Genomic DNA, 17,501 nt, shown 5'->3' with positions numbered 1-17,501 from the left:
ATGAAATCGACGAAGACCCTCCATCGAATGCAAGCGGCCCTCCAGCGATTCGCGCCCGGGCTTTGCCTCGTGGGCACGCTCGGCGCCGCGGCGGGGCTGCACTTCGGCGACGGCGCGCGCGGGCACGTCGTGGGGTTCGCCGAGGCGACGCCGGAGGCCATCGCGCCGACCGAGATCGCCAAGGTCGCGGCGGTCCACGTGCGTGTCGGCGACGAGGTCACGCCGGGGCAGATCGTCGCGGAGCTCGACACCTCCGCGATCGACGCCGAGATCGCCGTCGCGGAGGCCGAGAAGACGCGGCTCGAAGCGGACGTGCGCGCCTCGGAGTCCGAGATCCTGCAAAAGCTCGACGCGGACCTCGCGTCCCTCGAGCGCGAGGCGGCGCGGCAACGCGAGGAGCACCTCCAGGTGTCCGCCGAGGCGAAGGTGCTCGATGGCGAAATGGCGCGGGTGAAGCAGCTCGTGGAGGACCGACAGGTGGTCTTCGAGGAGCTCGCCAAGGTCGACCTGCAACACGCCGCGGCCGCCGCGCTCGCCGCGGAGAAGCCGCGGACATTGAAGCTCCTGGCGAAGCAGATCCAGACGGCCGAGGCGCGGCGCAAGGCAGCAAAACAAGAAGGCTCGGCGACCGCGGACAAACTCGCCGCGGACGTGCGTTTTGCCGAGCGGAGCATCGAGCTCTTGAAGCAAAGGCGCGCGGGGTACGTGCTCCGCGCGACGCGGCGCGGGCGCGTGGCGACGATCTGGAAGCAGCCCGGCGAGGTCGCCGTGGCCGGGGATCCGGTGCTCAGCATCGTGCGCGGGGGCGCGCGTGTGGTCACGTGCGTCCCGGAGCGTGTGTCCCTCGGCGTGCGCGAGGGGGACGGCGCGAAACTGTGGATTCGAGGGCAGCAGGGCGGCGCGCTGCGAGGAAAAACCGTCGCGCTCGGCCCGCTCGTGGCGGAGTTGCCCGCGCGTTGCTGGGTTTCGCCCAAAATTCCCATGTGGGGCCGCGAAATCACGGTCGAGCTCGACGCCCCCCTCGACGTGATCGCGGGGCAAGCCTTTGATGTCGTCTTCGAGCCGGCCTCGGCGCCGCTGGCAAGCCCGGCGCCTCCGGCGGCGACGGCAAACAACCTGCCGGCGAGCGTGCTCCCGATGAAGCTCCCGGACGCGCTCTCGAAGCGGACGCGATTCGAGCCGTCCGGGATCCTCGCGCGGGAGGCCGAAGGGCGTTATCTCGTCGTCAGCGACGATACGGGCCAGCAGGACACGGAGGGCGCGCCCTGGGTTTTTGGCATGTCCAAGGACGGCGTGATCGAGCCGGAGCCTTTGCAGGTGGACGGCATTGACGAGATCTCGGACGTCGAGGCCATTGCCGCCGGGGATGCGGGCGAGATCTACCTCCTGTCGTCGCAGAGCTACAGCAAGCGAGGAAAACGCAAGCCCGCGCGGACGGCGCTCTTGCGCCTTCGGAAGGACGGGCGAGGCTTCCGCGTCGACGGAGAGGCCCATCTCGCGGAGCTGCTCGACGCGGACCCCGCGCAGGCCGCGGCGCTCGGGCTCCCGAAGGGCACACGCGCGCTCGACATCGAGGGGCTCGCCTACCAGAAAGGCGCCCTTTATTTTGGCCTCAAAGCTCCTCTCGATGCGCAAGGCCATGCCATGATCTGGCAGGTCACGACGCCGAGCGCGCTCTTCGCGTCGAAGCCCCTCGCGAGCGCCGGCGCCTCGTTATGGGCGCGCGTCCCTGTCGACGTGGAGCTCGCGGGCAAACCCACGCCAGGCGGCATTTCCGATCTGTTGTTTTTGCCCGACGGCAGCCTCGTGATCACGTCCACGCCTTCGACGGCGGACGGCGACGCGGGCGCGCTCTGGCGCGTCGAATCCCCGGCCCCCGGAGCGCTCACGCCGCTCCTCGTGAAGCGGTTTCCGGGGCTCAAGCCGGAGGGCGTCGCGCCGTCGCTCTCCGCGGGCAAGCTCATGGTCGTCTTCGACACGGGCAGTGGCGTCCCGTCGTTCGAGGAGGTGCCGTGGGCGCGCTGAAAAGGTACGCAGCCCTGCTCCCCGCAGCGCTGCTCCCGGCTCTCGCAGGTTGCTCCCCTTCGCTGCAACTCTCGGGCTCCGAGCGCGCGATTGCCATGTATCGCGAGAGCCTCGGGCCCCGAGGAGCGCTCACCGTGCGGCGCGACGAATCCGTCCGCCGAGGCGCGGCGGCGCGCGCGGCGAGCACGTCCGATGCGGCGCCGCGCGTGCTCACCGTGGAAGACGCGGTCGCCCTGGCGAAGAAAAACAGCGCGCAGCTCGCCGCGCTCGAAGCCTCCGCGACCACGGCCGAAGCGGAGGTCGCCGCAGCGAATCGGCACACAAACCCGGAGCTTCGTATCACCCAAATGCGCCTCGATCAATTCGTCGAGGGCGAGCCGCGGATCCGCACCGCGCTCCGTTTCTCGCCAGACCGGCCGGGCGAGGTGGACGCAGAGGTCGCGGAGGCGCGCGCAGAGCAAGCGGAGGCGCAGGCGGAGGCGCGCGCCGAGGCGATCACGATCGAAGCCGACGTCCGCTGGCTCTTCGACGACGTCGCCTTGATCGACGCCGAAATCGCCGCGGCCCAAGCCGTCGCCGAGGCGCGAAGGGCCCTCGCGTCACAAATGAAGACCCGCGTCGCCGCAGCGGAAGCGACGTCGATCGACGAGACGATGGCCGAACTCGCGGCCGTGGAGGCCGAATCCGATCTGGCCGAGCAACAGGCGCACCGGCGCGAGGTGCTCGGCGAATTGCTCGATCGCATCGGGCTCGAACCCGGGGCATCCGTGGAGGTCGTCGGCGAGCCGCCACTCGCATGGCCGCCCCCAGCGCTGCCTTCGGAGCAGGCGCTCATCGAAGAGGCACTCCGGCGCAGGCCCGAGGTCGCCATCGCAGCCGCGCGGATCGACGCGGCCGACGCACGCGCATACGCCGAGCGCGCACGCCGTTTTCCGTGGTTCTCGTTCGTCGAGCTCGGGTACCAATTCACGCCGGGCACGCTCCCCACGCCAGGCACGCTGACAGGCCTCGCCTGGACATTCGCAGCCGGCGTGGAGCTGCCCATCTTCGACACAAACCGCGCAGGCACAGCCGCCGCAGGCGCAGCGAAGAACTCGTCACAGCGCGCACTCGCCGCCGAAGTCGAGCAAGTCGCCCGCGAAGTACGCGCCCGCCTGCGCGAAGCCGAAGTCTCGAGCGAGCTCGTCACCGCATTCCGATCCCGCGCACTCCCCGCCGCCGCGCAAGCAGGATCCGCATCCAAACGAGCCCTCGAAGGTCGCAACGTCGACGTGATCGAAGCCCTCTCCGTCGACGCACAACGCGTCAAAGTCGAACTCCGCCTCCTCGCCCTCATACGCCGCTATCGCACAGCCGTCTCCGAGCTCCGCCGCGCCGTCGGCGGCCGCCTCCCAGCGGGCGTCTCCCGCAGCGCGCCGTGACCTGAGCGTGGGGGCTTCGGGGGGCGTCGCGCCGGGGCTCTGCCCCGGGCCCCGCGGGGGCTATCCGCCCCTCGACCCGGACCAGGCACGGCCTGGACCGAAGGTGGAAGAACTGCGCTCCGCGCAGTTTTTCAAACAGGCCGACGAAGAACCCGGGTTGCCAGCCGACCCCGCAGCGCGGCTGGCTCGGTTGGCAGGGTTGCTGCCGGTCTTCACCGGGCCTGTTCGATGAACTGCGCGGAGCGCAGTTCATCGAACTTGGGTCCAGCCCCTGGCTGGTCCGGGTGCAGGGGCGGACAGCCCCTGCTGGGGCCTGGGGCAACGCCCCAGCGCGGCGCCTCCATCCTCAGCCGGGAATCCGTGCTTCCGGGAGCGTCAGCTCTGCGGTCACGCCGTAACAATACTTTGAGAAGGAAAATCGGATCAGGTCGAGGCGCTGGACGAGGGCGACCATCCAGCGCGGGGGGCGCCGCTCGAATTTGAGCTCGAGCACGCATACTGGCTCCTGGGTCCGCGTCTGTGCACGGTGATCGATGGGGCGCCACCGCCCCGGGACGGCTTCGAGATCGATCGATTCCTGCTGCTGCACGGCGATCTTGCGGTCGAATGTGAGCCGCGCGTAGGTGTCGATCTCGCTGATGTAGGCCTCGCGCTCGTATTCGACGAGCAGCACCGGGCGGATGTGGTGCCGGTGATACGGCGCGAGAAACCGCATGGCGCCTGAGCGTGCGCCGGGGGAGAGCGCGGCGAGCGCGGACTCCTTGCCGGCGAGGACGTCTCGCCATGCGGCTGCGGGGATGGCGGCGCGTGTCTTGACGATGACGTCGAGCACGCGCCGCTTGACCTCCAGAAACACGGGGCTCTCCGTGCTCGCGGGATAACAGCGCGCCCGGAGCTTGAATCGATCGGCTTGCTCCCGCTCGTTCGCCCAGAAAAGGTCGTAGCGGTCCGTATCGAAGTACAGCGAGCGGATGCGGTAGGTCCCGTCGGGCCCGGCGTATTTGTCGATCTTGGAGGTCGCGCGCGCCGTGGCGCGGATGCCGGGCACGAGCCCTTCCGGCACCAGGTATTTGTATTCGTACCGCTCGATGACGTTGTCCACGGCGCGCCTCGCGTTCAGTTCGTGGGGGCGATCTTGTCGCTGCGTACGGTCACGATGTTGCGGAGCTCGGTGACGCCCTCGTCGAAATCGGCGAGGTCCTTGCTCGTCTGCTCGCCCGCGGCCGCCGTGTGGAGCACCGCGGCTGCCTGGTTGATCACCGCCTGCATGGATGTCTCGTTCCACGCGTTCCGGGCGAGCTCGGTGCGCTGCGTCTGGAACTCCATGTCGAGCGCCGTGAGCGCGCGGATCCGCAGCGGCAGCTTGGTCACGGGCGTCGTCTCGGGGTCAAACGAAGGATCGTCCAGGATCCGATCCATCCCGTGCGGCATGAACACGAAGCGCCCGGTGGCGGGGTTGTTGTAGATGTAATGGTTGTTCGCTCGGAACGCGAAGCCGTCCCAGTGGCCGAGCAGCGCTTCGAGGGCGTAGATCTTCATGAACTGCCCGAGATCGAGGTGCTCTTCGAGCGCCGTGGCGAACTCGGCGTCGGGCGTGTCCTGGATGACCTGCGCGAGCGCGCGGAGATCGTCCCGGGACCTACCGTCCTTCTTCTCGTCCTCGAGCTCCATGTGCTCGATGTCGTCCACGAAATCGCCGCAACACGGGCCTTCGTACAGGTTGCCCTCGGCGAACTCTTCGCCGAAGTGGCTCCGGAGAAAGTCCTTGTCGACGGCCTCGACCACCACGTAAATCCCCTTGTCGACGCCGTTCAGCGTCACCTGGGCGTGCGCGACGCGCGCCGCGGGGAGACCGGCGCGCAGGTGCACGTCGGAGCCGAGCCGGCTGCGCAGAAAGCTGGGATCCTGCTTCGAGCTGTTCAGGATGAGCTTGTTGAGCCCGTAGAGCTTGGCCTGGTCGTCGAACTCGTCGAACTTGATGGAGAAGCTCGGTTTGTCGTCGAGATCCACGAGCGTATTGCCCTTTTGCCGGATGCCGGATCCCGCGACGAGCTCGCCGTCGTAGACGATGTCGCAAGGCACGCGCTCGTCGAGATCGTTCGCGAGCGTGCCGAGATACGTGGAAGCGACGGTGATCTCGACCTTGTGAAGTTTGGCAGGGTCGAAGACCGCCTCCACGGGATCCTCGGCGGTGCACCCCGTGAAGGCCGATGAAAACAGGAGGATCGAGGCGAGACGGTATCGCATGCCCGCGAGGATACGAGGTTCCTGTTAACGGCGTGTTAAGCTGCCGAAAGATGTGCGATCGGGAGACGCACACGTGCGCGGGTCCCCTCGTTCGGCGTGCTCACGAGCTCGATCTTGCCGCCGTGCGCGTCGATGATCCGCTTCGCGAGCGGCAGCCCCAAGCCGAGGCCCCCGGTCGCGCGGGTGCGGCTCCTGTCGACCCGGAAAAACGGCCGAAACACGCGCGACAGATCCTCCGCCGAGATCCCGACGCCCTTGTCGACGACCTCGACCGTGATGTCCTCGCCCCCACGCGCGACGAGCTCGACCGCCTCCGCCGGCTCCTCCGTGTACTTGTGGGCGTTCTCGAGCAGGTTGTCGAAGACCCGCCGCAGGAGCACGGGATCCGCGTCGACCGAGGGCAAATCCGCCGGCACGTCGACCCGCAACGTCCGCTGCGGGTGTGCCGCGCGAAACCGCGACGCCGCGTGCGTGAGCAAGTCGTGCACGTCCACGCGCTCGCGGCGGAGCGGCGGAATGCCGGCGTGCGACGCCACGTCCTCGAAATCGAGCCGCGCGGCCGTGAGCACATCGGAGATGAGCCGCTCGAGCTCGTCGAGATCCCCGCCAATCTCGCCGAGCATCTCCTGCGCGACGGCGACGTCGCCCTCCGCCTCGGCGACGAGCGCGAGGGCCATTCGAATCCGCGAGAGCGGCGTGCGCAGCTCATGCGAGACGTTCGCGAGCAGCTCCCGCTCGGCCCGCAAAAGCTCGGTCACGCGCTCGGCCATCTCGTCGAATGCGCGCGACACGTCGCCGAGCTCGTCGCGGTTCGGCAGGGCGGCGCGGGCCTTCAAATCGCCGCCGCCGAACGCGCGCGCGGCCGTCGAGAGGCGACGCAGCGGCCGCGTGAGTGTACGCGCGAGCAGCCACGACGAGATCCCCACGACCACGAGGACCATCGTGATCAAGCGGGGCCCGGTGATGGGTGGCCCTGGCGGCCGATGCGGGGCGAATTGCTCGATGCGCCCCTCGCGGCCATCGGGAAACCGCACGGGCCTCGCGTGGCAAGGCGGTGGCGGTGGCCTATCCTCGAGGAATTTCTTCAGTCGTAGCGGCGCGCAACGCGGCGCGCCGGGCGCGTTGGTCGCGAACACGGCGCCGTCCGGATCGACCACGGTGACCGTGGAGTGGAGCTCGTTCTGCGTGACATCGAGCACCCGCTGGAGCTCGCGCGGGTTGTCGATCTCCCGCGCGATCATCTCGTGAAGAAAGCGCACCTCGTGCTCGTGGGGGAACCCCTTGGGCCGGTTGATTTCGAGGAGCGTGATGAATCCGGCCGCGACCACCGCGAACTGCGCGAGGCCCACGAGGTAAATGCGGAGGGCCAGGCGTGCGCGCAGGACGTTCCGGAGGGCCATGGCTCACATCCGATCGACCGCGAACACATACCCGATGCCGCGCACGGTCTTGATGATCCGCGGGTTTTTCGGGTCGTCGCCGAGCTTCTTCCGGAGGTGCGAGACGTGCACGTCGATCGAACGATCAAAGGCCTCGTCCGCGCTGCCCCGCACGAGATCCACGAGCTGCTCGCGCGTGAGGACACGCCCGGCCCGCTCGGCGAGGGCATGCAAGAGATCGAACTCGTAGGTCGTGAGCGCGAGATCCGCCCCGTCGAAGACCGCCCTGCGCGCGCAGGGGTCGATCGTGAGGGAGCCGGCGACGATCTGACGCTCGGCCGGCGGGCCTGCGAGGCCGCGGGCGCGGCGCGCGTGCGCCCGGATGCGCGCGAGCAGCTCGCGTGCGGAAAAGGGTTTGGGGAGGTAGTCGTCCGCGCCGCCTTCGAGGCCCATGACGCGGTCGGCTTCTTCACCGCGCGCGGTGACCATGATGATCGGCGTGTGCACGCGGGCGCGCAGCCGCTGGCAAACCTCGAAGCCGTCGATCTCGGGCAACATGAGGTCGAGCAGGACGACGTCGGGGTGCTCGCGCAGGACGGCGGCGATCCCGTCGCGCGCGTCGGTCGCGAGGGTGACGCGGACGTTGTGGGATTCCAGGTATCTCGCCGTGAGGCGCGCGAGCTTCTCGTCGTCCTCGATGAACACGATCGAGGTCGAGGTCCTCTCCACGGGCATCATCCGAGCAGACTACCACCCGCGCCGCGGGCGGAGTGCGTCGCTAACAGTTGCTTAACATGGGCGAACGAGCGGGCGGGCGCGGGGGGGCTGCGTCAACGCACCGTCTGGAGGATCAGAGCGCGGCTTCGATGGCCTGCACGACCTCGGGCGACTCGGGCGTTACCCGCGGCGAGAAACGCGCGAGGACCGCGCCGTCGCGGCCGACGAGGAACTTTTCGAAGTTCCAGGAGACGTCCGAGCCGCCGCCCGCCTTGCTGCCGATGAGCCACTGGTAGAGCGGGCTGCGCTCCGCGCCGTTCACGTCCTGTTTGGCGAGGAGCGGAAAGTCGACGCCGTAGGTCGCGGAGCAGAACTGCGCGATCTCCGTGGCCGAGCCCGGCTCCTGCCCGAGGAACTGGTTGCAAGGCGCGCCCACCACGAGAAACCCGCGATCGTGGTAACGCTCGTGCAGCTTCACCAGCCCCTCGTACTGCGGCGTGAGGCCGCAGCGGCTGGCGACATTGACGAAGAGCACGACCTTGCCCGCCACCTCTTCGAGCGGGAGCGGCGCCCCGTCGAGCCTTTGGAGCGAGAGCTCCTGCATGGAGGTGGGCCCGCCTTCGGGGGCCTTGCCGTACACCGCGCGGTTCACGACGCCGACCAGTTTGTTGAGCATGCGGATCGCAATACCCGAGGACGGGCCGCGACGCCAGGGGCTCCCAGGGCCGCGGTGGCGTCCGCCCTCGACGACGGCAACCCGAGAGCGAGGAGCCCCGAGCACACCATTGGGCAAAAAATCGTCTCGCGCGCCCGTGGCTCCCCCAACGAAACCCACGGTACGCTGGCGAGAGAGCCACATGCGTCGTCCCCTGCCCTGCCTCCTCGCGTCGTCCCTGCTCTCCCTTCTCCTTGTCGGCTGTGGTGAACACGCGCCGGCGTCTCCCGCGCTCGGCTTCGCCCGTGCGGCCCTCGAAACCGTCGTTGGCCCCGAGATCGGCCTCGGCGATCCCCTCCCCGGCTTCGCGGCCGAGCTCCAATGGCGCCCCGCGGTGGCCCTCGGCGACGGCGCGTACTTCGTGGTCTGGCAGGACCAGCGCAATGGTCGGGACCGTATCTTCGGCACGCGCATGACGCTCGACGGCACCCTCGTCGATCCCTACGGCCTCCACCTCGCCGACGGCCGTGCGCCCTCGATTGCCTACGACGGAACGAACTTCCTCCTCGCCTATACGGGCAACACGGTGGAGCCTGCTGGACCTGCTCCTGCGAGCGTGCGCGTGATGCGCGTCGACCCGGCCGGCACGGTCCTCGATCCCGGCGGGATCCTCGTGGCCGCGGATCACCATGTCCAGACCAAGGTCGTCTCCAACGGCGATGGCTTTTTCGTCGTATGGGACAAGACCTGCCCCTATTCGAACTGCGAGGTCCGCGCCGCGCGTGTCGCCGCCGATGGCACCGTGCTCGATCCTGGAGGTTTCCTCGTCGCGCCCACCGAGGGCGCCTCCGACCCCGCGCGCCCCGTCGTGGCCACGGACGGCACGGAGTACCTCGTGGTCTTTCGGCACGGCGGGCTCCGCGCGCGCCGTTTCTCCGCGTCCGGCGCCCCGCTCGATCCCACGCCCGTGGTCCTCGTCCCCGGCCCGGACGCGAGGGACGCCGCGCTCCTCCACGACGGCGCGCATTACGTGCTCGGCTGGGCCATGGGCAACGACGTACACGCTTTGCGGCTCTCGCCCTCGGGCGCCGTGCTCGACCCGAGCCCCCTTCTGGTTTCGAGTGACAGCACGAGCCTTCCCGCGAACCTCGTCGCCGCGCAGGACGGGGTGAACACGCTCTTCGCGTGGGGCGATTACCACGGGGCCCTGGCTGGCGTGCTCCGCACCGGGCGCCTCTCTCCGGCCGGGGTCCCGCTCGATCCCCCGGCCGGCGTCCTGCTCAGCCAGAACGTCGACGAGATCGCCCTGGCCAGCGCTGGCGCGGGTGCGCTCGCCGTCTGGACACAGCGGAGCCATTTTTACACGGAGATCGTCAGCGGTGACATCGTCGGCACACGCCTCGATACCTCCGGGGCCGCGCTCGACGAACCACGTATCGTCGTTTCGCAGAGCGCCCATCAACAATTCCAGCCGGCGGTGGCCTTCGACGGGACGAACCACGTCGTCGTGTGGACCGACGACCGCAACTTCGAGCAGGGCGTCCGATGGTACGACATCTACGCCGCGCGATTGTCTCCGGACGGGACCCTGCTCGACCCGAAGAACATCGCCGTGTCCGCCGGCCCGTGGATCCAGATGGAGCCCCGCGCGTACTTCGATGGCCAGAACACGCTCGCCGTGTGGCGGGCCGAGTCGGCCTTCCCTCCGTACGACGCCCCCCTCGCGGCCCGGGCGGCGCGTTTGAGCCCGGGCGGCGAAGTCCTCGACACCACGCCGATCGTGCTCCCGGATTTCAACGACGTGGCCTCGGACGGCGCGGGCCTGATGTTCGTGGGCGCGAGCGCCCAGAAGCTCCACGCGTTCCGTGTGGGCCAGGACGGCGTCGTCTCCCCGGTGATCGACCTGTCCGCCGCGCCGGCCGAATGGCTCGGCACGACACCTGCGCTCTCGTTCGACGGGACGAATTTCCTCGTGACCTGGTCCTCCAGCACCGGCATCCGCGCCGGTCGCCTGACGCCCGCAGGCGAGCCGCTCGATCCGGGCGGCTTTCTCGTCGCGCCCGCCGTGCCTGGCACGCCGCTCGAGTCGCCCGACGTGGTGTTCACGGGAACGCACCACGTCCTCGCGTGGCAGGAAGCCGTGGCGGAGCGGCGGGGGAGCCTCCGCGCCGCGCGCGTGACGTCCGACGGAATGGTCCTCGATAGCCCGGGGCTGCGGGTCGGCGATGATCTGCCGCGCGGCCATTGCAATGACGTCGCGTTTTCCCACGGCAACGTCCAGGGCACGTGCCCGTCCCTCGTTGCGGTGGGGCCGCGCGCGCTCGTCGCGTTCCGGGTTCTCACGGCGCCCACGAATCCGGCCGCGGTCGACCTCGTGGCGAGGACGATCGAAGCGGACGGCACGGTGACCCCGATCGTCCCGCTCTCGGCCGAACCCACCTGGGTCGAGGGCGCGCCCGTGATCGCGGCGGAAAACGCGAACAAAGCCCTCGTGGTGTACGCGCGGTTCGTCCCGGGAGAGCCGTTTGGTGCGAACCGCGTCTTCGGGCGATTCGTGGAGCCGGACGGCGCAGGCGGAAGCGGGAGCGGAGGCGCAGGCGGAAGCGGAGGCGCAGGCGGGAGCGGAAGCGGAGGCGGAGGCGCAGGCGGAAGCGGAAGCGGAGGCGCAGGCGCAGGCGGGGCCGGCGGCGCCGGTGGTCCTGGCGGGGCGGGCGCTCCTCCGGTCAACGACGGAGAGGGATGTGGTTGTCGGGTGACTCCGGGCGAAACGAAGCCGCTTTTGCCCTTGGGCGCTGCGGCCTCCCTCCTCCTCGCGCGCCTTCGCCGCACGACGCGCCGATCCTCCAAGCTCGCTCGGGAACGCTCCAAAATGGAGCGCTAGGTGCTCCAAAATGAAGCGGGAGGGCCCCCAAGCGAGGTCCGGGCGGCCGGGATGTGCCATGGGGAGGCCCCAACGCGAGGTCCGAGCGCTCGGGATGTGCCATGGGGAGGCCCCCAAGCGAGAGCCGGGCGCTCGGGATGCGTCATGGGGAGGCCCCAAAGCCAGGTCCCGGCGGTCGGGGTGGTCTTTGGGGAGGCCCCAAAGGGAAGCGTGGGGGGCCTGCAGGAGGTTTGGGGAGGCCCCAAAGCGGACCTCCCGTGTGCAACCGGGATCTTGGGTGGCACGCGGAAGCTAGGACCGCATCGCCCTCCTCGATCACCGCTTGGATACCGGTGGCCTCTGAAAGCGAACGTAGTCGAAGCGACTGATGAGGTCCGGCACTCCGTCGGTGATGACGCGGTGGTGATACCTCTCGACACGATTGAAGATCAGGTCCCACTTCAGCGAGTCGTAGTCCGTGTACGCGATGAGCCCCACCTGAAGCGTTTGCGGCAGCTCGGGACGCTCCTCCCGGCGCATGACGCGCCAGTCTTCCTTCTCCGCACGACGAAGAAGCGTGATGCGCGTGCCGACGCGCGCAATACGAAGCTCCACCCAGCCGGGGGTTCGCGGGCTGAGCTCGAGCCGACTCGAGCTGTCTTTGGTATTCTTCGTCTCGAACTGAGGGACGCCGTCACCGTCGCCGGTCCCGGCGGTGATGAAGATCCAGTTCTCCGTGCCTTCCTTCCAATTCTTGCGCCCTTCGTCGTGCGGCGCGCGAGCGAGCAGACCCGCAAGTGAATACCCCCGCGCGGGTACGTCTGCGGTCGCGCCCGTGACCAGCACGCGCGTCGTGACGATGAAATCACCCGTCACCTTCTTGAAGAGGAACGGCGCGTGAAAATCGCCGAACCAGAAGCTCGCATAGGGTTCCAAGGTGAGATTTCCTGGGTTCGCCGTGCTCACGTCCAGCTTCTTGATCTCATCCGGCCATCCCTCCACGTCGCTCAGCTTTGCCCACTGCTGCAGCGTGGAAGCGTCCTCGAATTCGTCGCTCAGCGGCGCGAGGTCATCGTTGCCTTGGGGGGAGGCGTCGACGGCGAGCGTTTTCTCGTCCGCATGAACGTCCCACTCGGGCCCCACCCGGTCCACATGGCTCACGAAGCAGCCACTGGCAAACGTCGCAGCACCAAGCGCGAGGGCGATGACGGCCATGTGCCTTGGGGGGCTCTTGCGCTCCTGATTCCGGAGGGCATCTTCTTTTTTGAACTTGGTCAGCATGTGGATTCTCTTGGCGAGTGATTCAAGACCGAGCGCGATGGTCGCGATGTCCCGCGCCCTCCGACATGGGAGGACTTTGCGCTGAACCTTCCCGATGAAGGAAGTGATATGATTTCATGCACCTCGATGCATCGCGTGCATGAACGCTTCGACACGATGGACCTTGGAGGAGGTCGCCTCGGCCTGATATGGGGAGAAGACCATGCGAGACCCTTTTGCGACCCTGATCGATGAGCTCCGCCGCGCGCCCGAGGTCGTCGTGCTCGGCGCCGAGCTCGGGCCGCCCGCGTCGGCCGAAACGCTCGCGCGCCTCGAGGCCTGGTTCGGCGGCCCCGTGCCCGACGACGTGCGCGCCTTCTACGCGGAGGTGGGCGCCGTGCAGATCCGGTGGATGGCGGCGAAGAGCCCGCGCTACGTCGGTCGCGAGGACAAGTTCCTGCGGGGCGTGGTGCCGTGGGAGTACGCGCTCTTCGACACGATCGAGAATGCGAAGGAGGACGGCGTGCTCCTCCTGCCGCCTCTCGACGTGGTCCTCGATCGGTCGTGGGAGAATTTCATGGACGGCGTCGACATCTGGGTCGGCGGCGAGATCGACGAAGGACCCCAGGTCGACGAAGGCGACTTCGACCACGAGGTGCGTATCTTCGACTTCTCGTCGTTCTACGACTGGCCCGGCTTCTTCCGAGGAACCGGCCTCGTCGGTGTGGGCACCGACCACGGCATCGACTGGTCCGGCGAGCGCACCCCCTTTCGCGCGCACCTCGACGACGCGCTCGACGAGATGCGAGGACGCCTCGCCGCCGCGCGCCGCGGACACACCACCTTCTGACCCTGGTGCGCTCGGGTTTTTCCCGACGCGAAAGCACGAGGGCCGCTGCGGGAATGGCCGATGGCCGGCCGCCCGCTTCTGCGCTATGCACGCGCATGCACCAGCGGCTCCTGCCTTTTGCGGTGGCCTTCGTGTTCGCCGGATGCGGAGGTCCGACCGTGGACACGCCGAAAGGCCCCACAGCCCTTCGGAAGGTCGCGCCTGGCGAGCTCCGCGCGCCTCCCGACTTCGCGGGCATCGAGGACAAGCGCGCCCGCTCGCAGGCCCTCTTCCTCGAAGCGAGCCGTGTGTTCACGCACCCGCGCTGCGTGAACTGCCATCCGAACGGCGACATCCCCCACCAGGGCATGAACATGCAGCTCCACGACCCGCCGGCCGTGCGCGGGCCCGACAACCACGGCGTGGTCGGCATGGAATGCACGAGCTGCCACCAGGACAAAAACCAGGCGCTCACCCGCGTCCCCGGCGCGCCCCACTGGGCGCTCGCGCCGCTCGGGATGGCGTGGGTCGGCAAGTCGCCGCGCGAGATCTGCGAGCAGATCAAGGATCCCAAGCGAAACGGCGGCAAGTCCCTCGCTGCGATCGTCGAGCACAATGCCCACGACGCGCTCGTCGGCTGGGGATGGCATCCGGGGGCGGATCGCGAGCCGGTCCCGGGGACGCAAGAGCAGTTCGGCGCGATCGTCGCGGCCTGGGCGGAGTCCGGGGCGGAGTGCCCCGCGGAAGGGGCGAAACCATGAGCGTGCGTATCCGCGTGAACGGCGTCGAAAAGACGCTCGATGTCGACCCCGAAATGCCCCTGCTCTGGGCCATCCGCGACGTCCTCGGCTTGACCGGGACGAAGTACGGGTGCGGCGAGGCGCTCTGCGGCGCGTGCACCGTGCACCTCGACGGGCAGGTCGTGCGCGCGTGCGTGACCCCGGTTCGTCGCGCCGACGGGCATTCCGTCACCACGATCGAAGGCCTCTCGCCGGACGGGAGCCATCCGCTCCAGCGCGCGTGGGTCGAGCTCGGCGTGCCGCAATGCGGGTATTGCCAGGCCGGGCAGATCATGACCGCGGCGGCCTTGCTCAAGGCGAAGCCCAAGCCGTCCGACGACGAGATCGAGCAATCGATGGCGGGCAACCTCTGCCGATGCGGCACGTATTCGCGGATTCGCGCGGCGATCCGCAAGGTCTCTGGGATGCCGGAGGGCGAGCAATGAGCCAGGATGCCATGCGCGTGACCCGGCGATCGTTCCTCGTCGGGCTGAACCTCTCGTTGGCCGGTCTCGCGATTGGCCTGCCTGCCCTCGCCGACGAGCCGAGCGGCCGCGCCGGACCCGGCCCGCGGGCGGCGGCACCCGAAGACGGCCCGGGGCTTCATCCGAACCCGTTCGTCCACGTCGCGCCGGACGGGACGGTGACGCTCGTTTGTCATCGCTCCGAGATGGGCCAGGGCGTGCGGAGCACGATTCCGGTGCTCTTCGCCGACGAGCTCGGCGCGGACATGAAGCGCGTCGTGATTCGCCAGGCCGACGGCGACAAGAAGTACGGCGACCAGAATACCGACGGATCGAGCAGCATCCGGAAGTTTTACGACGACCTCCGGTACGTCGCCGCCACCGCGCGGACGATGCTCGTCGCGGCCGCGGCGGCGAAATGGAAGGTGAAACCCGAGACGTGCGAGGCGCGGGGGAACATGGTCGTCCACGCGCCGACGAAACGTTCGCTCGGCTTCGGCGAGCTCGCGGAGGCGGCGGGGAAATTGCCCGTGCCCAAGCGCGCGGACGTAAAACTCCGGCCGAAGAGTGAGCTCGGGTGGGCGAACAGCACGTCCTTGCCGCTCCTCGACGGGCCGGCCTACGTGACGGGTCAGGCGGTGTTCGGGGCCGATCTGAAGCTGCCGGACATGCTGATCGCGGTGATTGCGCGGCCGCCCGTGGTCGGGGGAAAGGTCGCCCGGTACGACGCCACGCGCGCCCTCCAGATCCCTGGCGTCAAGCGCGTCGTCGAGATGCCCGCGGCGATGCGGCCTTATGGATTCCAGCCCTGGGGCGGGATCGCCGTGCTCGCGGAGAACACGTGGGCCGCGATGCGTGGGCGCGCGGCGCTCGACATCACGTGGGATCCCGGGGACAACGCGGTCTACGACTCGGTCGCCTACCGGGACACCCTGCTCGCCTCCGTGCACGCGCCGGGGACGACGTACCGCAACGTCGGCGACGTCGACGCCGCGTTCGCCAAGGCGGCGCGGATCGTGGAGGCGGACTACGTGGTCCCGCACCTCGCGCACCTCTCGATGGAGCCGCCCGCGGCCCTCGCGCGGGTGTCCGGTGGGCGCTGCGAGGTCTGGGCGCCGACGCAGCACCCGCAGGCGGCGCGGACGCAGGTGGCGAAGACGCTCGGCCTCGGCGAGGACGTGGTCACCGTGCATGTGACGCTGCTCGGCGGCGGGTTCGGGCGGAAATCGAAGGCGGACTTCTCCGCCGAAGCGGCGTTCCTCGCGCGCGAGGCGGGCGTCCCGGTGCGCGTGCAATGGACGCGCGAGGACGACATCCACCACGACTATTACAACACGGTGAACGCCCAGCAGATTCGCGCGGGTCTCGACGCGAATGGCAAGGTGATCGCGTGGCGGCACCGGACCGCGTTCCCGCCGATCAGCTCCCTCTTCAGCGACAACGACAGACCAGGCATCACGGACCTCCAGCAAGGCGTGCTCGATCTGGCCATCGACGTGCCGAACGTCCGCGCCGAGGCGTGCCAGGCCAAGCCGCACGTGCGGATTGGCTGGTATCGGTCGGTGTACAACATCTTCCACGCCTTCGGGATCGGCTCGCTCATCGATGAAATCGCGCACGCGCGCGGCGCGGATCCGCGGGAGGTGTGGCTCGACATCATCGGCCCGCCGCGGATCATGGGCCTCGCGGCGCTCGGCGTCGAGAAGCTCGCGAATTACGGGGAGAGCCTCGAAAAACACCCGGTCGACGCGGGCCGTCTGCGGCGCGTGATCGAGCGGGTCACGGCGTCCGCGAACTGGAGCGGGCGGAAGAAGGACGGCCGCGGGTACGGTCTCGCCGCGCACCGGAGCTTCGTCTCGTACACGGCGGTGGTCCTGGCCGTCGTGCCCGACGAGCGGAACAAGGTCCGCGTCGATGAGGCCTGGATCTGCATGGACGCCGGCCTGGTGGTCAACCAGGAGCGCGCCCACGCGCAGATGCAGGGCTCGGTGGTCATGGGGATCAGCAATGCGCTCTTCGGCGGGATCACCATGAAGGACGGCGCGACGCAGCAATCGAACTTCCGGGACGCGCGGATCGCGCGGATCGGCGAGGTCCCGCGGAAGATCCACGTGGACCTCGTGCCGAGCGACAGCCCCCCGTGCGGCGTGGGCGAGCCGGGCGTGCCGCCGGTCGGACCGGCGCTGGCGAATGCGGTGTTCGCCTTGACGGGCAAACGCATCCGCGAGATCCCGCTCGTGCGGGGGCTTTCCGTATAAGCCGGTTACTCGATCGTGCCGAGGAGGTTTCCCGAAGGATCCACCTCGTCGAGGATCTTTCGCAGGTCCTTCTCCGAGGGCGCGATGGCGAGGGGATACCTTCCCCCCTTCATGTACAACGACACCATGCTGAAATGGGTGAGCGAGACGGATTCCACCCTTTTGGCTCGAATGAGCGACTCGGCCTCCGCCCAGGAGATCTCCTCGATGTCGTCCTTGTAAAGGAACTTGCGCTCTTCCCGGGGGATCTGCGCCATCAGCTCGGCTAGGTCGCCGAGCCTGGGCGCGGTGGTGTAGCGTTTTTCGCCGTTCCGCTCGACCACGTACACGCGGCGGGTCTTGGTCCCGAACACGCGATCGACTGCCTGGCGCTGGATGAGCGCGACCGCCTCGGACCAGGGAATCTCGGTGTAATTGGGCGGTAGCCACGGCGGCGGGGGGCGAAGCGGCGCCGCGGCCGCCCCGATGCCGGTCGACGCGGTGTTCGGCTGCTCCGGCCCCATGTCCTTGCACCCGAGCATGAAGAGGAGCCCGCTCGCTGCGACGAGAAAACGCCGACGCAAGGGCACGAGGTCCGCGAACGCCATGCCCCAGCTTGCCAGGCCTC

The 17,501-nt window shown here is 69.0% G+C and carries 14 protein-coding genes; 7 read left to right on the top strand and 7 right to left on the bottom strand.

Annotated features, from left to right (window positions below; genetic code table 11):
• Positions 1-2,025: a biotin/lipoyl-binding protein gene (locus POL67_RS27205; protein ID WP_271922178.1), complete on the top strand. Its 2,025-nt coding sequence runs from the start codon at positions 1-3 to the stop codon at positions 2,023-2,025.
• The gene (locus POL67_RS27200) at positions 2,013-3,446 is read left to right on the top strand and encodes a TolC family protein (protein ID WP_271922176.1); all 1,434 of its coding nucleotides are present in this window, start codon (positions 2,013-2,015) and stop codon (positions 3,444-3,446) included. The genes POL67_RS27205 and POL67_RS27200 overlap by 13 nt, the downstream gene beginning before the upstream one ends.
• Before the next feature lie 346 nt (positions 3,447-3,792).
• Here POL67_RS27200 and POL67_RS27195 read toward each other — a convergent pair whose 3' ends face one another.
• From POL67_RS27195 to POL67_RS27175, 5 genes are all read right to left on the bottom strand, one after another.
• Positions 3,793-4,548 carry a polyphosphate polymerase domain-containing protein gene (locus tag POL67_RS27195; protein WP_271922174.1) on the bottom strand — a complete coding sequence of 252 codons (756 nt, stop codon included), beginning with the start codon at positions 4,546-4,548 and terminating at the stop codon, positions 3,793-3,795.
• A 14-nt stretch (positions 4,549-4,562) separates the two neighbouring features.
• Positions 4,563-5,693 carry a CotH kinase family protein gene (locus tag POL67_RS27190; protein WP_271922172.1) on the bottom strand — a complete coding sequence of 377 codons (1,131 nt, stop codon included), beginning with the start codon at positions 5,691-5,693 and terminating at the stop codon, positions 4,563-4,565.
• Between the two features lie 35 nt (positions 5,694-5,728).
• Positions 5,729-7,093 (bottom strand): sensor histidine kinase, encoded by a 1,365-nt coding sequence (locus tag POL67_RS27185; protein WP_271922170.1) that lies wholly within the window; start codon positions 7,091-7,093, stop codon positions 5,729-5,731.
• 3 nt (positions 7,094-7,096) lie between these two features.
• Positions 7,097-7,801 (bottom strand): response regulator, encoded by a 705-nt coding sequence (locus tag POL67_RS27180; RefSeq protein ID WP_308789553.1) that lies wholly within the window; start codon positions 7,799-7,801, stop codon positions 7,097-7,099.
• Positions 7,802-7,922: 121 nt separating this feature from the next.
• A complete protein-coding gene (locus POL67_RS27175) occupies positions 7,923-8,465 on the bottom strand; it encodes a glutathione peroxidase (RefSeq protein ID WP_271922166.1) in 543 nt (180 codons plus the stop codon).
• Between the two features lie 181 nt (positions 8,466-8,646).
• Between POL67_RS27175 and POL67_RS27170 the strand changes: the two genes are divergently transcribed.
• Entirely contained in the window at positions 8,647-11,325 is a 2,679-nt protein-coding gene (locus POL67_RS27170) for a hypothetical protein (protein WP_271922164.1), read from the top strand.
• A 315-nt stretch (positions 11,326-11,640) separates the two neighbouring features.
• Here the strand turns inward: POL67_RS27170 and POL67_RS27165 are convergent, their stop codons facing one another.
• Complete coding sequence (locus POL67_RS27165; protein WP_271922162.1) at positions 11,641-12,519, bottom strand: DUF1349 domain-containing protein; 879 nt, start codon at positions 12,517-12,519, stop codon at positions 11,641-11,643.
• A 268-nt stretch (positions 12,520-12,787) separates the two neighbouring features.
• Between POL67_RS27165 and POL67_RS27160 the strand changes: the two genes are divergently transcribed.
• From POL67_RS27160 to POL67_RS27145, 4 genes are all read left to right on the top strand, one after another.
• Entirely contained in the window at positions 12,788-13,414 is a 627-nt protein-coding gene (locus tag POL67_RS27160) for an SMI1/KNR4 family protein (protein ID WP_271922160.1), read from the top strand.
• A gap of 158 nt (positions 13,415-13,572) precedes the next feature.
• The gene (locus POL67_RS27155) at positions 13,573-14,154 is read left to right on the top strand and encodes an Isoquinoline 1-oxidoreductase subunit (protein WP_271922158.1); all 582 of its coding nucleotides are present in this window, start codon (positions 13,573-13,575) and stop codon (positions 14,152-14,154) included.
• Positions 14,151-14,618: a (2Fe-2S)-binding protein gene (locus tag POL67_RS27150; RefSeq protein ID WP_271922156.1), complete on the top strand. Its 468-nt coding sequence runs from the start codon at positions 14,151-14,153 to the stop codon at positions 14,616-14,618. The genes POL67_RS27155 and POL67_RS27150 overlap by 4 nt, the downstream gene beginning before the upstream one ends.
• The gene (locus POL67_RS27145; protein WP_271922154.1) at positions 14,615-16,894 is read left to right on the top strand and encodes a xanthine dehydrogenase family protein molybdopterin-binding subunit; all 2,280 of its coding nucleotides are present in this window, start codon (positions 14,615-14,617) and stop codon (positions 16,892-16,894) included. The genes POL67_RS27150 and POL67_RS27145 overlap by 4 nt, the downstream gene beginning before the upstream one ends.
• A 5-nt stretch (positions 16,895-16,899) precedes the next feature.
• Here POL67_RS27145 and POL67_RS27140 read toward each other — a convergent pair whose 3' ends face one another.
• The gene (locus tag POL67_RS27140) at positions 16,900-17,481 is read right to left on the bottom strand and encodes a hypothetical protein (RefSeq protein WP_271922152.1); all 582 of its coding nucleotides are present in this window, start codon (positions 17,479-17,481) and stop codon (positions 16,900-16,902) included.
• Positions 17,482-17,501 lie beyond the last annotated feature (20 nt).

It is taken from the genome of Polyangium mundeleinium (assembly GCF_028369105.1).
GTDB lineage: Bacteria > Myxococcota_A > Polyangia > Polyangiales > Polyangiaceae > Polyangium > Polyangium mundeleinium.
This window is presented reverse-complemented; position numbering and strand designations above follow the sequence as displayed.